Source organism: Stenotrophomonas sp. YJH_SMC_131 (assembly GCF_059367975.1).
Genome location: NZ_JCAFRJ010000004.1, coordinates 222172 through 239436, shown reverse-complemented (window position 1 = coordinate 239436; position 17265 = coordinate 222172). Strand labels below are relative to the sequence as shown.

18 protein-coding genes and 1 pseudogene are annotated in these 17265 nt (G+C 67.5%); 10 read left to right on the top strand and 9 right to left on the bottom strand.

Going from position 1 to position 17265, the window contains the following annotated elements:
• Window positions 1–366: 366 nt before the first annotated feature.
• Window positions 367–1722 (top strand): sigma-54 interaction domain-containing protein, encoded by a 1356-nt coding sequence (locus tag AC5P56_RS10715; protein WP_049439629.1) that lies wholly within the window; start codon window positions 367–369, stop codon window positions 1720–1722.
• Here the strand turns inward: AC5P56_RS10715 and AC5P56_RS10710 are convergent, their stop codons facing one another.
• The 4 genes from AC5P56_RS10710 to AC5P56_RS10695 form a co-directional block, all read right to left on the bottom strand.
• The gene (locus tag AC5P56_RS10710) at window positions 1723–2031 is read right to left on the bottom strand and encodes a DUF6958 family protein (protein WP_014647247.1); all 309 of its coding nucleotides are present in this window, start codon (window positions 2029–2031) and stop codon (window positions 1723–1725) included.
• Window positions 2024–2566 (bottom strand): GFA family protein, encoded by a 543-nt coding sequence (locus AC5P56_RS10705; RefSeq protein WP_041863476.1) that lies wholly within the window; start codon window positions 2564–2566, stop codon window positions 2024–2026. The genes AC5P56_RS10710 and AC5P56_RS10705 overlap by 8 nt, the downstream gene beginning before the upstream one ends.
• 62 nt (window positions 2567–2628) lie before the next feature.
• Window positions 2629–3510 carry a TolB family protein gene (locus tag AC5P56_RS10700; RefSeq protein WP_046430791.1) on the bottom strand — a complete coding sequence of 294 codons (882 nt, stop codon included), beginning with the start codon at window positions 3508–3510 and terminating at the stop codon, window positions 2629–2631.
• The gene (locus tag AC5P56_RS10695; RefSeq protein ID WP_495231633.1) at window positions 3507–4574 is read right to left on the bottom strand and encodes a hypothetical protein; all 1068 of its coding nucleotides are present in this window, start codon (window positions 4572–4574) and stop codon (window positions 3507–3509) included. The genes AC5P56_RS10700 and AC5P56_RS10695 overlap by 4 nt, the downstream gene beginning before the upstream one ends.
• A gap of 91 nt (window positions 4575–4665) precedes the next feature.
• Here AC5P56_RS10695 and AC5P56_RS10690 point away from each other — a divergent pair, with 91 nt between their 5' ends.
• From AC5P56_RS10690 to AC5P56_RS10675, 4 genes are read left to right on the top strand one after another with little or no spacing between them, the layout of a single operon-like run.
• A complete protein-coding gene (locus tag AC5P56_RS10690) occupies window positions 4666–5592 on the top strand; it encodes a LysR substrate-binding domain-containing protein (RefSeq protein WP_481452565.1) in 927 nt (308 codons plus the stop codon).
• Entirely contained in the window at window positions 5589–6050 is a 462-nt protein-coding gene (locus AC5P56_RS10685; protein WP_014647242.1) for a helix-turn-helix domain-containing protein, read from the top strand. Before AC5P56_RS10690 ends, AC5P56_RS10685 begins: the two co-directional genes overlap by 4 nt.
• A gap of 10 nt (window positions 6051–6060) precedes the next feature.
• Complete coding sequence (locus AC5P56_RS10680; RefSeq protein ID WP_075076944.1) at window positions 6061–6486, top strand: VOC family protein; 426 nt, start codon at window positions 6061–6063, stop codon at window positions 6484–6486.
• Complete coding sequence (locus tag AC5P56_RS10675) at window positions 6483–6713, top strand: hypothetical protein (protein WP_032957563.1); 231 nt, start codon at window positions 6483–6485, stop codon at window positions 6711–6713. The genes AC5P56_RS10680 and AC5P56_RS10675 overlap by 4 nt, the downstream gene beginning before the upstream one ends.
• Window positions 6714–6720: 7 nt before the next feature.
• On the opposite strand, the gene AC5P56_RS10670 is transcribed toward AC5P56_RS10675, so the two are convergent.
• Window positions 6721–7416 (bottom strand): HAD family hydrolase, encoded by a 696-nt coding sequence (locus tag AC5P56_RS10670; RefSeq protein ID WP_014647239.1) that lies wholly within the window; start codon window positions 7414–7416, stop codon window positions 6721–6723.
• A gap of 131 nt (window positions 7417–7547) precedes the next feature.
• Between AC5P56_RS10670 and AC5P56_RS10665 the strand changes: the two genes are divergently transcribed.
• A complete protein-coding gene (locus AC5P56_RS10665; protein ID WP_445978932.1) occupies window positions 7548–8453 on the top strand; it encodes a hypothetical protein in 906 nt (301 codons plus the stop codon).
• 18 nt (window positions 8454–8471) lie between these two features.
• On the opposite strand, the gene AC5P56_RS10660 is transcribed toward AC5P56_RS10665, so the two are convergent.
• On the bottom strand, window positions 8472–9212 hold the full coding sequence (locus AC5P56_RS10660) for a DNA/RNA non-specific endonuclease (protein ID WP_032957559.1): 741 nt from the start codon (window positions 9210–9212) through the stop codon (window positions 8472–8474).
• Window positions 9213–9762: 550 nt separating this feature from the next.
• Window positions 9763–10227 (bottom strand): hypothetical protein, encoded by a 465-nt coding sequence (locus tag AC5P56_RS10655; protein ID WP_495231632.1) that lies wholly within the window; start codon window positions 10225–10227, stop codon window positions 9763–9765.
• Window positions 10228–10493: 266 nt separating this feature from the next.
• Here AC5P56_RS10655 and AC5P56_RS10650 point away from each other — a divergent pair, with 266 nt between their 5' ends.
• Together AC5P56_RS10650 and AC5P56_RS10645 are read left to right on the top strand one after the other, a co-directional pair.
• On the top strand, window positions 10494–12068 hold the full coding sequence (locus tag AC5P56_RS10650) for a S15 peptidase family protein (RefSeq protein WP_495231631.1): 1575 nt from the start codon (window positions 10494–10496) through the stop codon (window positions 12066–12068).
• Between the two features lie 270 nt (window positions 12069–12338).
• Window positions 12339–12524: pseudogene (locus AC5P56_RS10645) on the top strand (S41 family peptidase); the annotation flags it as partial.
• A 45-nt stretch (window positions 12525–12569) separates the two neighbouring features.
• On the opposite strand, the gene AC5P56_RS10640 reads toward AC5P56_RS10645, so the two are convergent.
• Window positions 12570–14417, bottom strand: a complete 1848-nt coding sequence (locus AC5P56_RS10640) for a hypothetical protein (RefSeq protein ID WP_495231630.1) — start codon at window positions 14415–14417, stop codon at window positions 12570–12572.
• 50 nt (window positions 14418–14467) lie between these two features.
• Complete coding sequence (locus tag AC5P56_RS10635; protein WP_495220278.1) at window positions 14468–15469, bottom strand: NUDIX domain-containing protein; 1002 nt, start codon at window positions 15467–15469, stop codon at window positions 14468–14470.
• Between the two features lie 482 nt (window positions 15470–15951).
• Here AC5P56_RS10635 and AC5P56_RS10630 point away from each other — a divergent pair, with 482 nt between their 5' ends.
• A complete protein-coding gene (locus AC5P56_RS10630; protein WP_111206845.1) occupies window positions 15952–16308 on the top strand; it encodes an excalibur calcium-binding domain-containing protein in 357 nt (118 codons plus the stop codon).
• Between the two features lie 135 nt (window positions 16309–16443).
• Window positions 16444–17259 (top strand): S1 family peptidase, encoded by an 816-nt coding sequence (locus AC5P56_RS10625; protein WP_111206848.1) that lies wholly within the window; start codon window positions 16444–16446, stop codon window positions 17257–17259.
• Window positions 17260–17265 lie beyond the last annotated feature (6 nt).

The window sequence follows — 17265 nt, the reverse complement described above, 5'->3', positions numbered from 1 at the left end:
ACGCATCAACCGTGCCAACCCTGAAAGGCTTGGCAGCCAGGGGGGTGGGCACTGGCGGGTGTGGGGCGTTGCTGCCGCGTCGTTACAGCGGCGTGGGAAAAATGTTGGGATTGCGCAGCGCCAAGCGCCGTAGGGCAAGGCAGGCGCCCGACTGTCGCATGGGTGTTACAGGTGCCGCCGCGGACTGTAACGATGCCGCTTCAGCCAGTGCCTTCTTGACGCGCCGCTCATTGCGCCGCCGTTTAGCGCAGCGCTAGGATCCGCGCAACAAAGGCCGCCGCGGTGGCCGTAGAGGTCCCGGCGGAGGGGCGGCACGCCGGTGATTGCCTGACAGTCCGCCGACGGTGTCCGGATGCTGGGGGAAGCATGGCAGCGGTCCCGGAGGCTTCTGCGTCACGATGCGTGCTCTGGTTCGGCGAGCCGCTGGCGAACGAGCGCAGCGCGCTGGCGGCCGCAGGCTGGTACGTGCGTCGCATCCATCCCGACCCGGCGATGGCCATCGGCCTGCGCGGGCGCGACCGGCTGCTCGCCGTGCTGGATCTTCGCCATCTGGATGCACCGGCCCTGCAATTGCTGGCGCCGTGGATCGAACAGCACGCGCATCTGACGTGGCTGGCGGTGCTGCCGCCTGGCGCAGGGCCCACGCCTGCCGCGTGGCTGCCCTTGTTGCAGCGTTGCATCTCGCGGTTCACGCTGCCTTTCGGCCTGCAGGACCTGGTGGCGGCGATGCGCCAGCAGTTCGACGCGGAGGATACGTCTGCCGACGAAGTGTGCAGCGGGCAGGGGCCGCGCGCATTGATCGGCGAGAGTCCTGCGCTGCATGCGGTGCGCACCGTACTGCACAAGTTCGCGCCGGTCGATCTGCCGGTGCTGGTCACCGGCGAGACCGGCACCGGCAAGGAGTTGGCTGCACATGCACTGCACGCGTTGTCCGGCCGTGCAGGCAAGCCGTTCATCGCGGTCAACTGCGGTGCCATCCCTGCGAACCTGGTGCAGTCGGAGCTGTTCGGCCACGAGCGTGGCTCGTTCACCGGTGCCGACAAGCGCCAGATCGGCGTATTCGAAGCCGCATCCGGCGGCACCGTGTTCCTTGACGAGGTGGGCGACCTGCCGGCCGAAGCGCAGACCAGCCTGTTGCGCGTGCTGCAGGAAGGTACGTTCGAGCGGGTCGGCAGCAGCCAGCCGCTGCGGGCGGACGTGCGTGTACTGGCTGCCACCCATGTGGAACTGGAGCACGCGGTGGCGCAGGGGCGGTTCCGCAGCGATCTCTACTATCGCCTCAACGTGCTGCGCCTGGTGATGCCACCGCTGCGCGAGCGCGGCGCTGATGTGCAGCTGCTGGCCGAGCATTTCCTGCGCTGCTTCCGCCTGCGCCACAGCGTGCGTGCACGTGGCTTTGCACCCGCTGCGCTGCAGGCGATGCGGCGTTTCGAATGGCCCGGCAACGTGCGCGAACTGCTGAACCGGGTGCAGCGGGCGGCGATCATGGCCGAAGGCGAGCTGATCAGCGAGCGTGACCTCGAACTGGGAGGGCCCGTGCATGCGCCGCCGGGGGCGATGCTGCACGATGCCCGCGGCCAGGCCGAACGTGATGTGCTGCTGCAGACGCTGCGGCAGACCGGCTACAACGTCTCCGAGTGCGCGCGGCAGATGCAGATCTCGCGGGTAACCGTGTATCGGCTGTGCCGCAAGCATCGGCTGGAGCTGCCGGCGCAGCGCTGATCAGCCGGCCGGCACGTGCTTGAACAGGCGCAATGGCGTGCCTGGAAGACGCTCGATCACGCCCTTGGCCTCCAGGTCCAGCTGCACGGCTTTCAGCCACCAACCGGCCGTGGCGCCTTGCGGAAACAGCGATGCGGGCAGGTGCGGCAACAGCGCCTGCTTCGCCTGCGCCACCGTCATCCCGGGAGGTTGCCTGGGCAAGGCACGCAGCAGGGCCGCGCGCATGGCCATGTACTTGGCGCGATCCACGCGCTGGATGTGCCCGGGCGTGGTGATGCTCTCGATCTCGATCCGCTCGGGCTCAGGCATGGCTGTCTCCCGTGATCTCGATGCGTGGGCTGCGGAAGCCCATGGAGATCCACGCCTTCAACAGCCGGGCATGGAACCGCAGCGAGTGGGTCTTCAGGTTGGGCACGTCGCCGGGAAGGACAGACGCGTCGGGAAGATCGTTGACCATCGTCCGCATCTCCACGGCGGGGCGTATCGCGTCCGGCCACAACAGCCCATACAGGCTCAGCCAATGGCCACCGCTGAACTCCAGGAAGAGCGGCGTATTGCAGCAGCCCGCCACGACGCGGCGGCTGCCGGCCGTGCTGGACAACCGCCACGCGTGCAGCCGGGAATGCCCGGCATCGATGCGGACGCGATCCTTGCGCTGCATTACGAAATGCGTCTGGCCCTGAGGCCCCAGCACCTGCGGTACGCCGGGCATCGCCTGCATCCGGACGCCGGCCCTGCGGCAGCTGTCGCAGCAGCATTCGACGCTGGCGATGGGGCTGCCGGTGGTGGTCAGGCGGACCTGGCCGCAGGCGCAGGCAAGGGACTGTTGGGAAGGCATCTGCATTTTCTCCTGGGGTACTCAACCTCTCGACGAACGGGCGCGTGGGAAATCGACACCCACTGCCTTCAGGGCGGCATCATCCGGTAGCGGACGCGGTACAGGTCCAGTCCCTCACCACCGGCGCGTCGCGCCGAGTAGGTCAGCGTGTCGCGGCGCGAGCCATCCAGCATCGCGCCGTAGCTGTCGCCGCTGGGCGCGTTCACGGGCGATGGCAAAGCATGCCCTGCGTCATAGCGGCCTCCACGTTCGTAGGCAATGAACTGGCGCACCGGTGCACTGCCGAAGTCCTGGGCGCGGGCAAATACCACCGTTCGGCCGTCGCCCAGGAAGGTGGCATCGAACTCCTGCGCTGCGGTATTGAGGTCTCCCGCCAGCGGCCGTGCCGGCTGCGCGACGCCGCCGATCATCGCCGCGCTGTAGAGGTCATGGCCGCCAGCACCGCCCGCACGATCGCTGGAGAACAACAGCGTACGACCGTCGGGCGAGAGCATCGGCGCGAACTCATCGGCCGCGCTGTTCACTGCGGGGCCAAGATTGACTGGCTCCCCGAATCGACCGTCGCTCCCCATGCTGACCCGATACAGATCGTCACCGCCCTGGCCGCCTGCGCGGTCCGAGCAGAAATACACCACGCGCCCATCTGCGGAAAATGCGGGATCGAAGTCGCGCCCCGGCGTGTTGAACGGCACTGGCGTGGCCGGCCGCCAGCGGTCACCTTCGCGGTGCGAGATCCAGATGTCGTAGCCCCCAGGCCCCCCCGGCCGGTTGCGGCTGAACCACAGGGCGGTATTGCCGTCCGGACTCAGGGTCAGCCGGATCTCGTCATGCTGTGTGGAGGCAATGCCGGGGGCGAAGCGCTCGGCGGGACCGATGATCCGCAGCACCACGGGCGGGGAGGGCACGGGCAATGCCGATGCCAGCAGCATCACGGCCAGCAGCGCCTTCATGCCTGTCGCTCGAAGTCGCTGACCCAGTTAGTTTCCCAACTGCGTCCACCATCGGCGGAGGCCGCCTGTTCCCAGCGCGCCGAACGCGGGGTGATGCGTGACCAGATCACCCGCGTCTGGATCGCCCGTCCCTCGTGCTGGTCCTCGCCGAAGAAGCGGCCGACACCGGCCTCGAATCCCCCACGCAGTGGCTCGCCGATCCGGGTCGGCGCGCGGCCATCCAGCCACCAGCTGAGCCAGTGCCGCTCGGCCGCATTCCAGGCGCGGATGCCCATGCCGCGCAGCGGTGCTCCAGGCACGTCCATCAGGTTGTCGCCCACGTTGCCGAATCCGCCCAGTACCGGCCAGTTGTGCAGGGTGCCGTTGAAGGCGTCCCACGCATCGCTGCCTGCCAGCCGAGCGCGCAGGCGGCGATGGCGCACGTTCCAATGGCCCACCAGGAAATCAAAATCGCCCGGTGCATCCGGCAGCTTCGGAAGCGGAGTGGGGATCGCAGCAGTGCGGCGGAACCAGTTGCGCCAGTTCACTTCCCAATGGGCACCGGCATCGTCGGAGAACGCCTGCTCCCACCACGGCTCATCGCCGTGGATGTCATGCCAGCGGAACCAGACCTCGATGGGGCGTCCCTTGAAGTCATCGCGACCACGGAAGCTGCCGCCATCGCCTGCGAAGGCGCCGCGCACGGGCGCTTCGATATGGGCAGGGGTGCGCCCATCGATCCACCAGATCGACCAGGTGGAAGACACCGGATCGAAGGCACGCACGCCCAAGCCCCTGTAGGGGCCCGAAGGCAGTGCCATGACGTTGTCATCGATGGTGCCGAGCCCGCCCAGGGTGAGCCAGACCGCGCTGGCGCCGGTGAAGGCGTCCCAGCGGGTATCGCCCACCAGGCGCTCCTTCAGGCGTTGGTGCCGGACCTGCCAGTTGCCCTGCAACCATTTCCAGTCTGCGCTGGGGCTGGCCAGGGCCCACCCGGAGGGCAGGGCGGTGGACGCTGCCGTGGCGGCCGTGGCGGCCGTGGCGGCCGTGGCGGCCAGGGTGGCCAGGAACTGCCGTCGATCCATGTGCGTTATCCCGTGCCGGAGGTGCCTCCATCGTTGCGCGTGCGAGGGGGATTGACCACGCGGAAATCGGGGCTCAGGCTAAGCCACACTTATGGTGACCCAACGCCAGCTGCCATCGCTTGTCGCCATCCGCGCCTTCGAGGCGGCGGCACGGCTGGGCAGCTTCGCCCGCGCCGCCGATGAGCTCGACACCAGTGCGGCATCGGTGAGTTACCACGTGCGCCGGCTGGAGGCCCAGACCGGTACCTGCCTGTTCCTGCGCCACGCCCAGCATGTGGAATTGACCGCCGCCGGTGCGAGCGTCGCAGTGGAGGCCACCCGGGCCTTCGACGCGCTGCGCGCCAGTTTCATGCGCGCCGCTGACATGGATGCGGCACGACTGCGCCTGTCCGTTCTACCGACGCTGGGCACCAGCTGGTTGACGCCGCGCCTGGGCAGTTTCCGCGCGCGCCATCCAAGCATCGTGCTGGAACTGGACCTGTCGGCAGAGCCGCAGGACCTGGCCGCCGGGCGTTTCGATGCCGCCATCCGCAACGGGCATGGTGCGTGGCCCGGGCTGCAGGCCACGCCCCTGTTCCCCAGCATTTTCACTCCGCTGTGCGCGCCAGCGCTGCTGCCGGCGGCAGACGGGCTCGGTCGGCGGGCGTTGGAGGTTCCACTGCTCGGCAGGCCTGACTGGTGGGCACTGTGGTTTTCCGCACATGGTGCTGTTCCGCCACCGGACCCGGAGAGCTTCGTCACCCCCTTTGCGATGGAGCATCTGGATGTCGGTGCTGCCATTGCCGGGCAGGGCATCGCCATCGGCTCGCCGATCCTGTTCCAGGCCGAACTGGACAGTGGGCGCCTGGTGCAGGCACATCCCGGTGTGGCCAGCGACGGGCGTGGTTTCTGGTTCGTGGCACCGACGGCGCGCAGCCGCAGCACCAAGGTCATCGCATTCGGTGACTGGCTGGGCGAGCAGGCCGCGCAGGCCAGGCGTGCGTCGCGACATCATCTGGCACACGCGGTGACGCCATGAACCAGAGCCCGGAACTGTTGCGGCGCCTGCTGCGTGCCAAGGACCGGATGGACCACGCCAGTCACGAGGACTGGCCGGTGGCCCGCCTGGCCGAGGTCAGTGCGGTATCGCCTGCGCATTTCGCGCGTTCGTTCAAGCAGGCATTCGGCCTGCCGCCGCACCGCTACCTGCTCAGCCGCCGCATCGAACGGGCCGTGGCGATGCTGCGTGACACCGAGCTGCCGGTCACCGAGATCGCCGCGCAGACCGGCTGGAGCAGCCTGGGCACGTTCGGGCGCATCTTCCGTGACATCACCGGCGACAGCCCGGGCAATGTGCGCCAGCGCGAGCGCGCCGGCGAGGCGACGCCGGCCAGCGTGCCGGAATGCCACGCACGTGCCGCGCAGCGACCGGACCTGAACATCGCAGTTTTGGAGAAGCGCCGCCGCGAGGCGGTTGCTAACGTGGATCCCACCTGAGGGAGGTCCCATGACAAACACTGTGAACACGGTCGGCCTGTATGTGCGCGACCAGGATGAGGCGCTCGCGTTCTACGTCGGCACGCTCGGCTTCGAAGTGCATACCGACGTGCGCAATGGCAGCTACCGCTGGCTGACGGTGCGCAGCCCCGGCCAGGACGGATTCCAGCTGGGCCTGTTCGTGCCCGGTCCGCCCACCCACGATGCGGCCACCGCGCAGGCGCTGCAGCAGCTGGTGGCCAAGGGCGCAATGCCGCCGCTGGTGCTGGCCGTGGATGACTGCCAGGCGCGCTACACGCAATGGCTGGCGCAGGGCGTGGAGTTCACCCAGGCGCCGGTCGAACGCTACGGCGCCATCGATGCGGGGTTCCGCGACCCGTCCGGCAATGGCTGGAAGATGATCGAAGCGCGCTCCGAAGCGAGGCGCCGTCAATGAGCCGCGGTGGCTGGGCGCGGCCCGTACATCGCTGGACCTCGATCGTCTTCACCCTGGCGGTGATCGCCAACTTCGTCGTCCGCGGGCTGGGGCAGGGCGAGCCTGCAGCGTGGATCACCTATTCGCCGCTGCCGCCACTGTTCCTGCAGCTGTTCACCGGCCTGTACCTGTTCGTGCTGCATTACGCCGGGAAACGCCGCGGCGCCGCGCTGGGCGCTGCGGGCTGAGGCCGCCTCAGGCGGCTGCGTCGGCGGCGTAGGCCGCCAGCACTGCCGGCAGCTGCTCCATGCGCTGGAAGATCACCTTCGCGCCCGCAGCGCGCAGGGCCTCCGGCGTGCTGTGGTGCGGGCCGCCCTCGCTGAAACCAAACACGGTCGCACCTGCCGCGACGCCGGCGGTGGCGCCGGTCACGGTGTCTTCGATCACCGCGCAGCGCTTCGGGTCCACGCCCAGCGCTGCGGCGGCGGCCAGATAGACATCCGGGTGAGGCTTGGTGTTCGGCATGTCCTGGCCACTGAACACATGGGCACCGAAGGCATCAAGGATGCCGACCTTGCCCAGCTGCAGCTTCACCTTGAACAGGTCGGCACCGGAGGCGCAGGCAATCCGCCCGCCGGTGGCCGCGGCAATCGCACGCACGGCCTCGGGCGCCCCCTGGATCGCCTCAAGGTCCTGCTCCAGCGCACGGTTGCGCTGCTGGCGGAATTCCTCCAGCCATTGCTCGGTGAACGGCTTGCCGGTGCGCTCTGCGATCAGCCCGGCCAGATGAGCCACGGATTGACCGAGGAAGACCTCGCCCGCCTGCGCCGGGGTCAGCGGCCAGCCGCGTGCGGTCAGCATTTCCGAGAGCACACGGGCCACCAGCGGCTCGGAATCGACCAGTACGCCGTCGCAGTCGAACAGCACGGCATCGAAGGGGAAACGGGACATCTACTACTCCGGGAACAGCCAAAGGGGCGACGTGCCCGCCATTTTCCCATAGCGGGTCGGGCGGGGCACGCGGGCCACAGGAACGCTAGACTGCCAGGTCAGCCCGCCCAGCGCCTGCACGGGAATACGCCTTGAACCGATTGCGATCATTCTTCAGTGCGTACCCCATCCAGTTCGCGATGGCCGCCAAGCTTTACGTGCTCTGTCTGTATCTGCCCGTAGCCCTCCGCCTGGTCGAATTCGGGCGCCGTCTGGGCCCGCCCGAGGCCTCAGGTGAAATCGGCTACGCGCTGGCTGAGCTCGGTTTCCACCTGAGTCTGTCTGCCGGAGCGGCGGTACTGGTGTCGATGCTGCTGTTCGGGCGTCGCGGCGCGCTGCGGATCCGCCACCCGGTGATCGCTTCGATCGCCTTTTTCGGGTTGCTCGTCGTGCTGGATCGCGCCATGCGCATTCCGATGGCGCAGTTGCCGTTTCCAGTCTACAGCGTCGCAGCCATCAGTCTGATGCCGCTTGCGCATGCACTGGTCCTCACGCTGCTGGCCTTGGTGCCGGCGCTGCTGATGCAGCGGCGCATTCCTGCCGAGGGCGGGCACCATCACCTCATCAGTGCCAGCATCGCCGGCGCGGTGACGCTGGTGGCCGGCAGCTGCCTGCTTCCCATCCTGGTGGCGCAGCTGCCGGTGGGATTCTCGCCCGGCGAGTTCATCATGCCCGTTGCCGACGGCGCCGCGCAGCTGCAGATTGCGAGCCTGATCCTGCTGGTGGCCTGCGCGCTGGCCACGTTTGCCGGCCTATGGGCCGGCGCGCCGTCGCCGGAACCCGCATCGACGGCGCGCACGATGGTGGTGTCGCTGATCCTGCTTGCCACGGCGCTGCTGATCATCCTGGCCAGCATGGCTTATCTTCTGCGAGCGCTGTCCGCTGGGGCGCCGACGACAGGTCGCGGGCCTGTCGTTGCCACCGTCGTCGGCGCCGCAGTGCAGTTCCTGCTGGCCAGAGTGCTGGCGTCACGATGGCTGCGCGCACAGGCATCGTGACGTTCCTCTGCCCCCCGATCAGCCCAGGTCACACCCGGCCGGCTGCGGCCAGGTGGTGGCCGGCAGCATGTTTTTCAGCGAGGCCGGCGCGTTGATCGCCACGTAGCTGGCGCCCAGCAGTTCCTCCAGATCCGCAATCGTCACCAGGTAGTTGTCCAGGCTGCCCAGGTTGGCCTCGTTGGGGATGATCCAGCTGATCGCCTTGGCGGTTCCGGTGTTAGGGTCGCGGGTGATGATCGTCTTCCAGAAGAACTCCGGCGTCGGAATGCCATGGCTGGCCAGGAAATAATCGTTGGCGGCATCGCCGTAGACCACGCCACCGTAGACGTCCACCGGCGCGATGTCGCGGTAGCACTCGGCCACGTTCTCGGCCTTCACCCAGATGCCCTGGTTGAAGCTGGACACCTGCGGCACGATGTTGGTCATGTAGTTGGCGCGACGGATGTAGGTCGCGTCGTAATCCATGTGGTTGGACGTGACCAGATGGCCACGGTCATAGCCGGATTTGATGCTGGCGTAGGACGCGGTGCTGGTCTGGCCCAAGCAACCGGCCGGCAGGTCCGGGTCCTTGTAGAAGCTGGACGGCCGTGCGGCCGAACCGGTATCGGCGGTGAGCGTGTACTCGTAACGGGTGGCGCTGTGGATGCCGCAGTCGTAGGTGAGCACGAAGCCGCCCTTGTTGAGGGTGACTACCTGGGCCTGGGCTGCGCCGGCAAAGGCGCTGAGGACGAAGGCAAAGACGAAGCTTGCAAGGCGCATTGCGATTCTCCAGCAAAGAGTTCAGGACGCAGCTGCCCGCCACGACCAGGCCGGGCCTGTGTCATGTGAAGGCGTTGCGGATACGGGTGATGCGGAGTGCAGTAGAGCGAGGCCGCGATGAGGAGGCCCGGAGGGCCGCGCGGTGTCGCAAGCGTCACAAGCTGTCGTCTTTTGGTCAACGACGAGAACGCGAAGCTGTGACCGGGTGCAAGCACTGGTGATGTGTCAGATCACGCGGTCCGTGGCTGACATGCGTACGTGCTAAGCACCCTGCAGGTGTGAAGTGCATGCTGGACCGCGCATCCTCCGCGGCCCGGTTCCGCACCGATTGGCTCTACAAGGAAGCCTCTTGCCCAGCATCCGGCGCCAGGCAGGCGGCCCTGCTTTGCTCGCTCGAGTCCGCAATGACCGCCTCGCTGAAACCACTTCGGCTCAAGTACAGGCGATTCCACCGATCCAGGGCATCGCCGTCACGCGCCCAACAGGCGTAGCGTGTAATGGTCTCCAGATTGTCGATGGTCGGGTAGCGCTGTGCGATTTCGTCCAGCCCCTAGCGCATCAGCGGCCAATCGGGTGTCGCCGCGCGGAAGTGATCGGCCGAATACGCGGTGGCTGACCAGTACAGCCGTGCGTAGCGCATGGCCCGCTTTTTCTTCGGGATACTGGCCATCGAGCGCCGTGCGAAGGCTTCCATCTTCTGTGCGCTGCCGCCCCAGGCCGGCGTGAAGTGCTGCAGGGCAATGAAGTGCAGCGGCTCGTAGTCGGGGAAGGCCTTCGCTGCACGGTCGACGAGCGTCAGTAGTTCTTCGTCATCCGCGCCCTCGCGCAGCGCGATCAGCACGCTCATCTCGTGCCAGAACGGGTCGCCGCCGGCAACGCCCTCATGCGATTGCAGGTAGGCCTGCGAAGCCGCGTTGTACTCATGGAACTGAGCCCAGTCTTCGGCATTGACGGTGTTGGCGTAACCATTTCCGCGGTAGCTCCAGGCCAGGTTGAGCGGAATCCGTGCAGTCATCAGGTGGGCTGCCGGCGACTTCGGCGCATGCTGAACCCAGCGCGCCGCCCAGGCCGACCAGCGGTTCCAGGCCTCCACCTCCTGCCGCGCCGTGCCGACTGCGCATCGGGGGGGCATCCTTGCATTGATGGGAGCCTGCGGAGGACCGCAGTGCCGCGAAGCATACCAAGGTGCGCTTTGCGCCATGCTGCGTCGCAAGGTGCCAGCCACCATTCGCACTGGTACGGTCCGACCCGTTGCACCACCACCGAGGGGGAGAGACGACGATGCGCAAGCTTTTGCTGCTGTTGATCCTGCTGACCGGCCTGGCGCCCACCGCCTGGGCCGCCACGGTCAAGACCACCCATCGCACCATTCCCAGCTGGGATGGCACGCCTCTCGGGGCCTTCGTCATCGAACCGCAGGATGCCGGCAGCGGGCGCTATCCGCTGCTGGTCATGCCCAGCAGCTGGGCGGTGCCCAGCGTGGAGTACGTGGGCGTGGCACAGTCGCTGGCGCAGCGCGGCTATGTGGTCATCAGCTACAGCTCGCGCGGCTTCTGGGAGTCGGGTGGCAGCATCGACATCGCCGGGCCCGCCACGGTCGAGGATGTCAGCGCGCTGATCGACTGGGCGCTGGACAACACCCGCGCCGATCCGGCCAGGATCGGGGTCTCGGGCATCTCCTATGGCGCCGGCACCAGCCTGCTGGCGGCGGCGCGCGATCCCCGCATCAAGGCCGTTGCCGCACTCAGTGGCTGGGCCGACCTGCAGGCGTCGCTGTACAGCCATGACACACCCAGCGCCCAGGGCATCGCCCTGCTGGTGGCGGCGGGCCTGGCGACCGGCCGCCCCGGCGCGGAGCTGGCCACCATCAACCGCAATGTGCTGGTCGGCAATTACCAAGGGGCGGTGGACTCGCTGCTGCCGGTGGCCGCACAGCGCAGCCCGGCCAGCGGCCTTGAAGAGATCAACGCCAACCAGCCGGCGGTATTCCTCGCCAATGCCTTCAATGACAGCCTGTTCCCGCCGGGCCAGCTGGTCGATTTCTTCAACCGCCTGAAGGGGCCCAAGCAGCTGCAGTTGCGCCACGGCGACCATGCCCTCAACGAGGCCTTCGGTGCGTTCGGCATTCCCAATGAGGTCTATGCCGCCGTGGGCGACTGGTTCGACCACTACCTGAAGGGCGTGGACAATGGCATCGATCGCCAGGCAGCGGTGCAGCTGAAGTCGCAGAAGGGCAGCTGGAGCCGCTATCCGGACTGGCAGGCCACCAATGCGGGCGCCGTCAGCTACGGCCTGACCGCACCCTCCGGTTTGCTGCTGCCCACCGGCGGCCTGGCGGAGAACGGTGGCGCTACCGGCTGGAGCTACCGCATCGGCAGCGGGCTGCTGACGGCTGCCAATTCCGGCGTGGTGATGGCCTCCGGTGCACTGCAGATGATCAACCTGCCGCCCGGCGCCTATGTACCGTTAGTCGGCCGCAACGCCGCCGGCGTCTGGCAGGGCCCGATCTACTGGAGCGCACGTCGCCTGGATGGCGCACCGGAGGTGCGGGTGACGGTGACGCCCAGCCGCGCCAATACCACGCTGTATGCCTACCTGTATGCCGAAGACGCGCTGGGCAACGGCCAGCTGGTCAGCCACAAGCCCTACACCCTGCGCGGGGCCACGCCCGGCCAGCCGAAAACAATCGATCTCCGCCTGGAAGCCAGCAGCTGGAACCTCCCGGCCGGCAGCCGCCTGACCCTGGTGGTCGATACCGTGGACCTGCGCTATGCAGGCATCAGCCAGCTGGGCGGTGCGGTGACCTTCAGCTCACCGGCCAACGCGCCTTCGGTGCTGAAGGTGCCCCTGCATTGAAGTGGCGCCGCGCCCGTTGCGGCGGGCGCGGCACGACAGACCTGAAAGCTGCCAGCCTGGAACGCAATCCAGTAGAGAGGTGAATCGATGGCGCTCGCATCGTTGCTGGTCGGTGCGGTAGTGGCAGCAGGCACCCAAGGCTCTGCCACAGATTGGCCGAGCACGCTGTTGATGGATCTGGAGGCTGCTGACGCGGCCCTGCGCGACAGCCATCCCGGGGTGGTTGACCCGCACAATCCCGGCTTCGTCGCCCAGATGGACGGCGCCCTCAGTGTCTACATGGATATCAGGCCTCAGCCATTGCCCAGTGGGCTGAGCCGGATTTCGGTGCCCATGAAGGTCTACCGCGGTCGCGGGCGCGGTTCGAACGAGCCCTACGTGCCGGATCGCCGCTACGCGGGGGACATGCGGGACACGCAGGCGCTGGAGGCATGGATCCTGGAGGGCAGGGACTGATCGGACCTGATCGGAACCCGCCGCCCGCGCTGCGCTGATGGAGGATCATTCCCCCTGCGGCAACAGCACCCGGATCATCTCGTGCTGCCTGGACAGATTCGCCCGTTGCACGAAACCCTGGACGATCGAGGCTGCCACCTTGCGCTGGTTGTCCATGTCCAGCAACGGCGCGATGGCCTGCCCGGAACCGTCGGGGCTGTCCCGGAACGGGCAACCGACCGGGCCAGCCGTGGTGAATGTCAGGATCGCCTTGGCCACGCGCGCCGACGGCGAACGCCGCGCATCGAAGATCACCAGCGTTCGCTCGTAACTGATACCCGTCGCACGTACGGTCGAGTGCAGGGAATCCTCGATGGTCATGTGCGCGCCGAGATCCTCGGCAAGCGCATTCAAGCAGTTGGCCGCCGTCGCCCTGCGCAGCGTTGCAGGGTCGGTGCGGATGATCATCGCGCAGTCGACGTCGGAGATCGGTACCTGGGTGACATCCAGGTAGGGGTTCTGTGCCAGCGTCCCGATCAACGCCAGATCGTCGCTGTAGCCACAGGATGCGGCAGATGTCTGCAGGCGTTGCAGCAGCGTTGCGACCCGCTGCGCGACCCACTGCCGCCCCTGCCGCAGGCGATGCGTGTGGGTGGCCGACAGGGCGCCGTGATCGAATCCCGAAGATGACGCCTGCATGCGCATTTTGACCTCACGCATGCAGGCATCGACCTGCTGCATGCAGTCCCTGTCATCGGCGAACACCGGCGCGGCCGAGATGCCATCGATCACCCTGCCGAACGTCGCCAGGTCGCCCTGCTGGTCGCGGTACCAGTCGTGGATGCGCTGCACATTGCGGCGACGCTTCTCCAGCTTGTCCGCACCCGGCCAGCCCGGATAGGCGGCGATCTCGCACAGCATGGTCAGTCCTTCCCACAGGTGGTACTCCATGCTGGGCAGGGGCAGCCGCCAGCGCTCTTCCGCGCCGGCATCCTCGGCAATCACCAGATGGTTGCGGATGATGTCCGACCACACTGTCACGGCCTCCACGGTATCGCGGCGCGGCGTGGTCACATCGATCAGTTCCATCAGGATCGGCCGTGGCGTCACCGGGTCGTCGCCGGCAGGCGCCTTCGGATCCTTCACCCATCGCGCGTGCCAGGTGTAGCCCATGCGGTACAGCACGAACGGCTTGATGCCGTCGTTGAGGATGATGCCGGGTGGCGGCGGAGGGGCAGGGGGCGGCTGCACGGGCAGTGGCGGCTGCGGCGGGGGCAGCACGGACGGGCTGGCCAAGGCCGTGGAGGTGCCGATGCCCTTCAGCGGTTCGCTGGTGAACAGATGCAGGCCCGCGCGGTCACGCTGGTAGACCTTCCGGAACGCCTGCGGAGTGTCACAGGTCACCAGGCACTGCTGGCCGGGCGGCACATGGATGTCCACCGGTGCAAGATCCACCACTTGGCCGGCCAGCGGATTCTGGTTGGGTGGGAAGACACTGATCTCCAATGCGATGTTGAGGCCGGCGCCGAGCATCACCTCGATCACGATGTCCTCCACGCCGCCGTGCAGGGCGTCCTGGGCCGGGATCGGAATCCAGGGATTGATCACCACCTGCGTATCCCAGTCGGACCGGCCGAAATCGAACAGCGTCGGTGGCGGCTGGGCCGGGCGTTCAAGCAGTGCGTCCAGTGCGTTGCCGCCCTTGACGTAGAAGAACATCAGCGGCTCGTCGGGCTTCAGGCTGTAGTCGCGCCGTACCTTGCTGGACAGGCTGCGCAGCTGGTCCTTGATGTCCGACAGGGCCTTCACCACGACCGAGCGGACGTCGGGATACGCCTGCGCGTTGTTGATCTGCGCGGTGAGCTGCTTGCTGATGTGGCGCCGGGCCTCGCGCTCGGGCGTGCTCTCTTTCATGGTGGGCCTCGCTGGGCTTGCAGGGGATCACATGGGTTCGCGCTGGAGGCTCAGGCGGGTGACAGCAGAGCGGCGATCTCCCGGTACCAGTCGATCTCCTGGCTACCGGGCCTGGCGCCGGCCAGGGCCTCGTCAACCTCCGGTGTTCCTGCGCCCGGAACCTCCACCCTTGCTCCCAGGATGTTGCGCAGTTCGGTCACCGGTACCCGTCCGATGCTCGCCACCTCCCAGTCGGTCACCAGGCAGGACTGGGGGCGCGCAGGGCTGCTGGCACTGGCCTGGACGTTGTTCTCGGCCTCCTGCGCCATCCGCAGAAGCTCCTCGGCCGTGGTGCGGAAGCGAACCAGGGAGAAGCTGCCTCCCCCATCCGGAAACAGCCGGGCACGCAGATCGCATGCGGCGCGTCCCTGCCCAAGCCAGATGCCAAGCTCCTCCTCGAACTCGCGGCGCGCGGCGCGCTCCTTGCGTTCGTTGTTCAGGCGGCCGCCGCCGGGCAGGGCCCATTGCCCCGCCTGGTTCACCAGCGCCGGGGGCAGGCCATCCGACCACGCCCCGACTTCCGCCACCAGGCGTTGTGCCAGTATCAACGCAGCGGCCCAGTTCGGCGCACCCCGGGTGGGCGGCGGCAACGCGATGGAGAGCTCCCGCAAGGTTGCTCGCGCAGCGCTGAACGGGGGAGGGGTTCTTGCGTCCTCGCGGAACAGGCTCTGCAGAGCGGCCAGCGTCTCCATGGCGATGTCATCGGTTTGCGGATGCGTGCGTTCGGCGCTTTCAAGCGCCCGGTCCAGTGCGTCCATGGTGCGGGGCAGCGTGCGTTCGCCGCGGTAGGCGACTGACCCTGCGGCGCGCCAGGCGCCGGAAAGCAGCTTCTTCACCAGATCCCAGTCCTGCTCTGTGCCACCGCCGGACGCGTTGCGGATGGCCAGCACAGCGGCCATCGCCTCGGCAGAAAGTACGACCACGGAATTGCTGCCCCACCAGCTGTTGAGCACCCGTTTGCGGACGACCAGATAGTGGGCTCCATCCCAGACTGCGACGTAGACCTGGTTCATGGTGCACCCCTCCGTTCAACCTGCGTGGAGGGGGCTGGGCGCATTGCCGCTGTGCCAGCGATAGTCCGGGAAAGGCATGCCATGTCTCGCTCCTGTGGGCTCGAAAAGTGGGGGCGGCGGCGTTGCCATCGGGGGTGCAGGCCGTGCGTCGCCGCGAATCCACTGTAGGAGCGAGGGGCGAGGGAGGATCGGCGCCAGCCACGATGTATGCGGCGGAACCGACGGAACAGGAGCGCGGGTGCATTGATTTCCCCGCATTGGCGCAGAGCCCGTGGCCGCTCAGGGATCAGCGACTGCCGGCGCCTGCCTCCGGGGCGTGCAGCACGCGCAGCTTCTTCTTGTTGATCTTGCCGACGCTGATCACCTGGCTGTTCCTGAAGCACTACCTGCGTTGAGTGGCAGCCGCTGCAGCGTCAAGCCTGGCGGTCGAGACACCATGCTAGCCTTCCCCTCGGCAGAGGAGTGCCTGACAGGGGGAAGGCATGGACACACGACGCCGCGTTTCCAGCGTATTGACTGCATCCGGCATGCTCGCACTGGCACTGTCCGCCAATGCGCTCGCGCATCCGGGCGGGCTCGACAAGCAGGGGTGCCACACCAACCGGAAAACGGGTGAGTATCACTGTCATCGAGGCGCTCCAGCGGCACCTCGATACGTCGACACTCCGCGCAGCAGTTTCGCCCCCGCGCCCGCGCGCAGTTCCCGGGTGTTTGCCAACTGCGCGGAGGCCCGCGCCGCCGGGGCGGCGCCGGTACGGCGTGGTGATCCGGGCTATGGCCCGCACCTCGATCGTGACAATGATGGCGTGGGCTGCGAACCCTATCGCGGCCGCAGGTAGGGCATGGCCCGCCTGGCTTCAACTCCCGTTTCCCCGCATTCGTCGGCAATCGCCGGGGATCGGTCGCACGATCTCCCCGTATGGCAGGGCCATGCCCTAGGCTGTTGGGATTGAACTGCTGGGATGCAAGCAACCATGAACCGCTGGATTTTCCTGGCATTGGCCACGCTCCCGTTCACTGCCGGTGCCGTGGTCATCCGTGATGATGTGGACGACGCCCGGTATCAGATCGATGCATCGGCCTTCCCCGCGCTGGCCGACATGCCGGGCGAGGGGCACGGCGTCCTGATCGCGCCGCGCTGGGTGCTGACCGCCGCGCATGCCGCGCCGATGGAAGGGAGGGGCGCCACCATCACCATCAATGGGAACGGCTACGGCGTCGAGCGTGTCTTCCTGCACCCCGGCTACCGGAAGATGCCCGAGGCGCTGGGCAAGGAAGCGATGGCAACCGGGAGCGCGTCGAAAATCCACGCGTTCCTGGCAGCATCGGATGACATTGCGTTGATCAGACTTGCCGCACCGGTGAGCGATGTGCCGCCGGTCGCACTCTACCGGGGCGCCGACGAGGTCACGCAGGTCGCCGCCCTGATAGGGAGAGGCGCCACCGGCAATGGTGCGACTGGCCTGATGCCCGGCGGGCCGCATCGTACAACGCTGCGGCGGGCCTGCAACGCGATCACAGGCGGCAACACGCGCTATCTCTGGTACCGGTTTGATCCGCCTCCGCAGGGCCTTCCCCTTGAAGGCGTGCTCGGCAACGGCGACAGCGGCGGCCCGCTGGTGATCGAGAAAGATGGGGCCTGGCAGCTGGTGGGCCTCGGTTCCTGGATCACCGCCGTACCCGAGCATGCGCTGGAAGCGGGTTTCTATGGGCAGGTGGTCTACAACGTGCGTGTGTCCCGCTACATCGACTGGATCGAAAGCATCATCGAGCGTGACGCGTCACTTTAGTTCTTG

What these genes read in the sequence shown, in the direction of transcription:
- AC5P56_RS10695 (WP_495231633.1), bottom strand. Translation starts at nt 4,574, where the DNA reads ATGGATCGACGGCAGTTCCTGGCCACCCTGGCCGCCACGGCCGCCACG.
- AC5P56_RS10625 (WP_111206848.1), top strand. Translation starts at nt 16,444, where the DNA reads ATGAACCGCTGGATTTTCCTGGCATTGGCCACGCTCCCGTTCACTGCC.
- AC5P56_RS10630 (WP_111206845.1), top strand. Translation starts at nt 15,952, where the DNA reads ATGGACACACGACGCCGCGTTTCCAGCGTATTGACTGCATCCGGCATG.
- AC5P56_RS10650 (WP_495231631.1), top strand. Translation starts at nt 10,494, where the DNA reads ATGCGCAAGCTTTTGCTGCTGTTGATCCTGCTGACCGGCCTGGCGCCC.
- AC5P56_RS10655 (WP_495231632.1), bottom strand. Translation starts at nt 10,227, where the DNA reads ATGACTGCACGGATTCCGCTCAACCTGGCCTGGAGCTACCGCGGAAAT.
- AC5P56_RS10705 (WP_041863476.1), bottom strand. Translation starts at nt 2,566, where the DNA reads ATGCAGATGCCTTCCCAACAGTCCCTTGCCTGCGCCTGCGGCCAGGTC.
- AC5P56_RS10680 (WP_075076944.1), top strand. Translation starts at nt 6,061, where the DNA reads ATGACAAACACTGTGAACACGGTCGGCCTGTATGTGCGCGACCAGGAT.
- AC5P56_RS10635 (WP_495220278.1), bottom strand. Translation starts at nt 15,469, where the DNA reads ATGAACCAGGTCTACGTCGCAGTCTGGGATGGAGCCCACTATCTGGTC.
- AC5P56_RS10675 (WP_032957563.1), top strand. Translation starts at nt 6,483, where the DNA reads ATGAGCCGCGGTGGCTGGGCGCGGCCCGTACATCGCTGGACCTCGATC.
- AC5P56_RS10660 (WP_032957559.1), bottom strand. Translation starts at nt 9,212, where the DNA reads ATGCGCCTTGCAAGCTTCGTCTTTGCCTTCGTCCTCAGCGCCTTTGCC.
- AC5P56_RS10685 (WP_014647242.1), top strand. Translation starts at nt 5,589, where the DNA reads ATGAACCAGAGCCCGGAACTGTTGCGGCGCCTGCTGCGTGCCAAGGAC.
- AC5P56_RS10700 (WP_046430791.1), bottom strand. Translation starts at nt 3,510, where the DNA reads ATGAAGGCGCTGCTGGCCGTGATGCTGCTGGCATCGGCATTGCCCGTG.
- AC5P56_RS10710 (WP_014647247.1), bottom strand. Translation starts at nt 2,031, where the DNA reads ATGCCTGAGCCCGAGCGGATCGAGATCGAGAGCATCACCACGCCCGGG.
- AC5P56_RS10715 (WP_049439629.1), top strand. Translation starts at nt 367, where the DNA reads ATGGCAGCGGTCCCGGAGGCTTCTGCGTCACGATGCGTGCTCTGGTTC.
- AC5P56_RS10690 (WP_481452565.1), top strand. Translation starts at nt 4,666, where the DNA reads ATGGTGACCCAACGCCAGCTGCCATCGCTTGTCGCCATCCGCGCCTTC.
- AC5P56_RS10640 (WP_495231630.1), bottom strand. Translation starts at nt 14,417, where the DNA reads ATGAAAGAGAGCACGCCCGAGCGCGAGGCCCGGCGCCACATCAGCAAG.
- AC5P56_RS10670 (WP_014647239.1), bottom strand. Translation starts at nt 7,416, where the DNA reads ATGTCCCGTTTCCCCTTCGATGCCGTGCTGTTCGACTGCGACGGCGTA.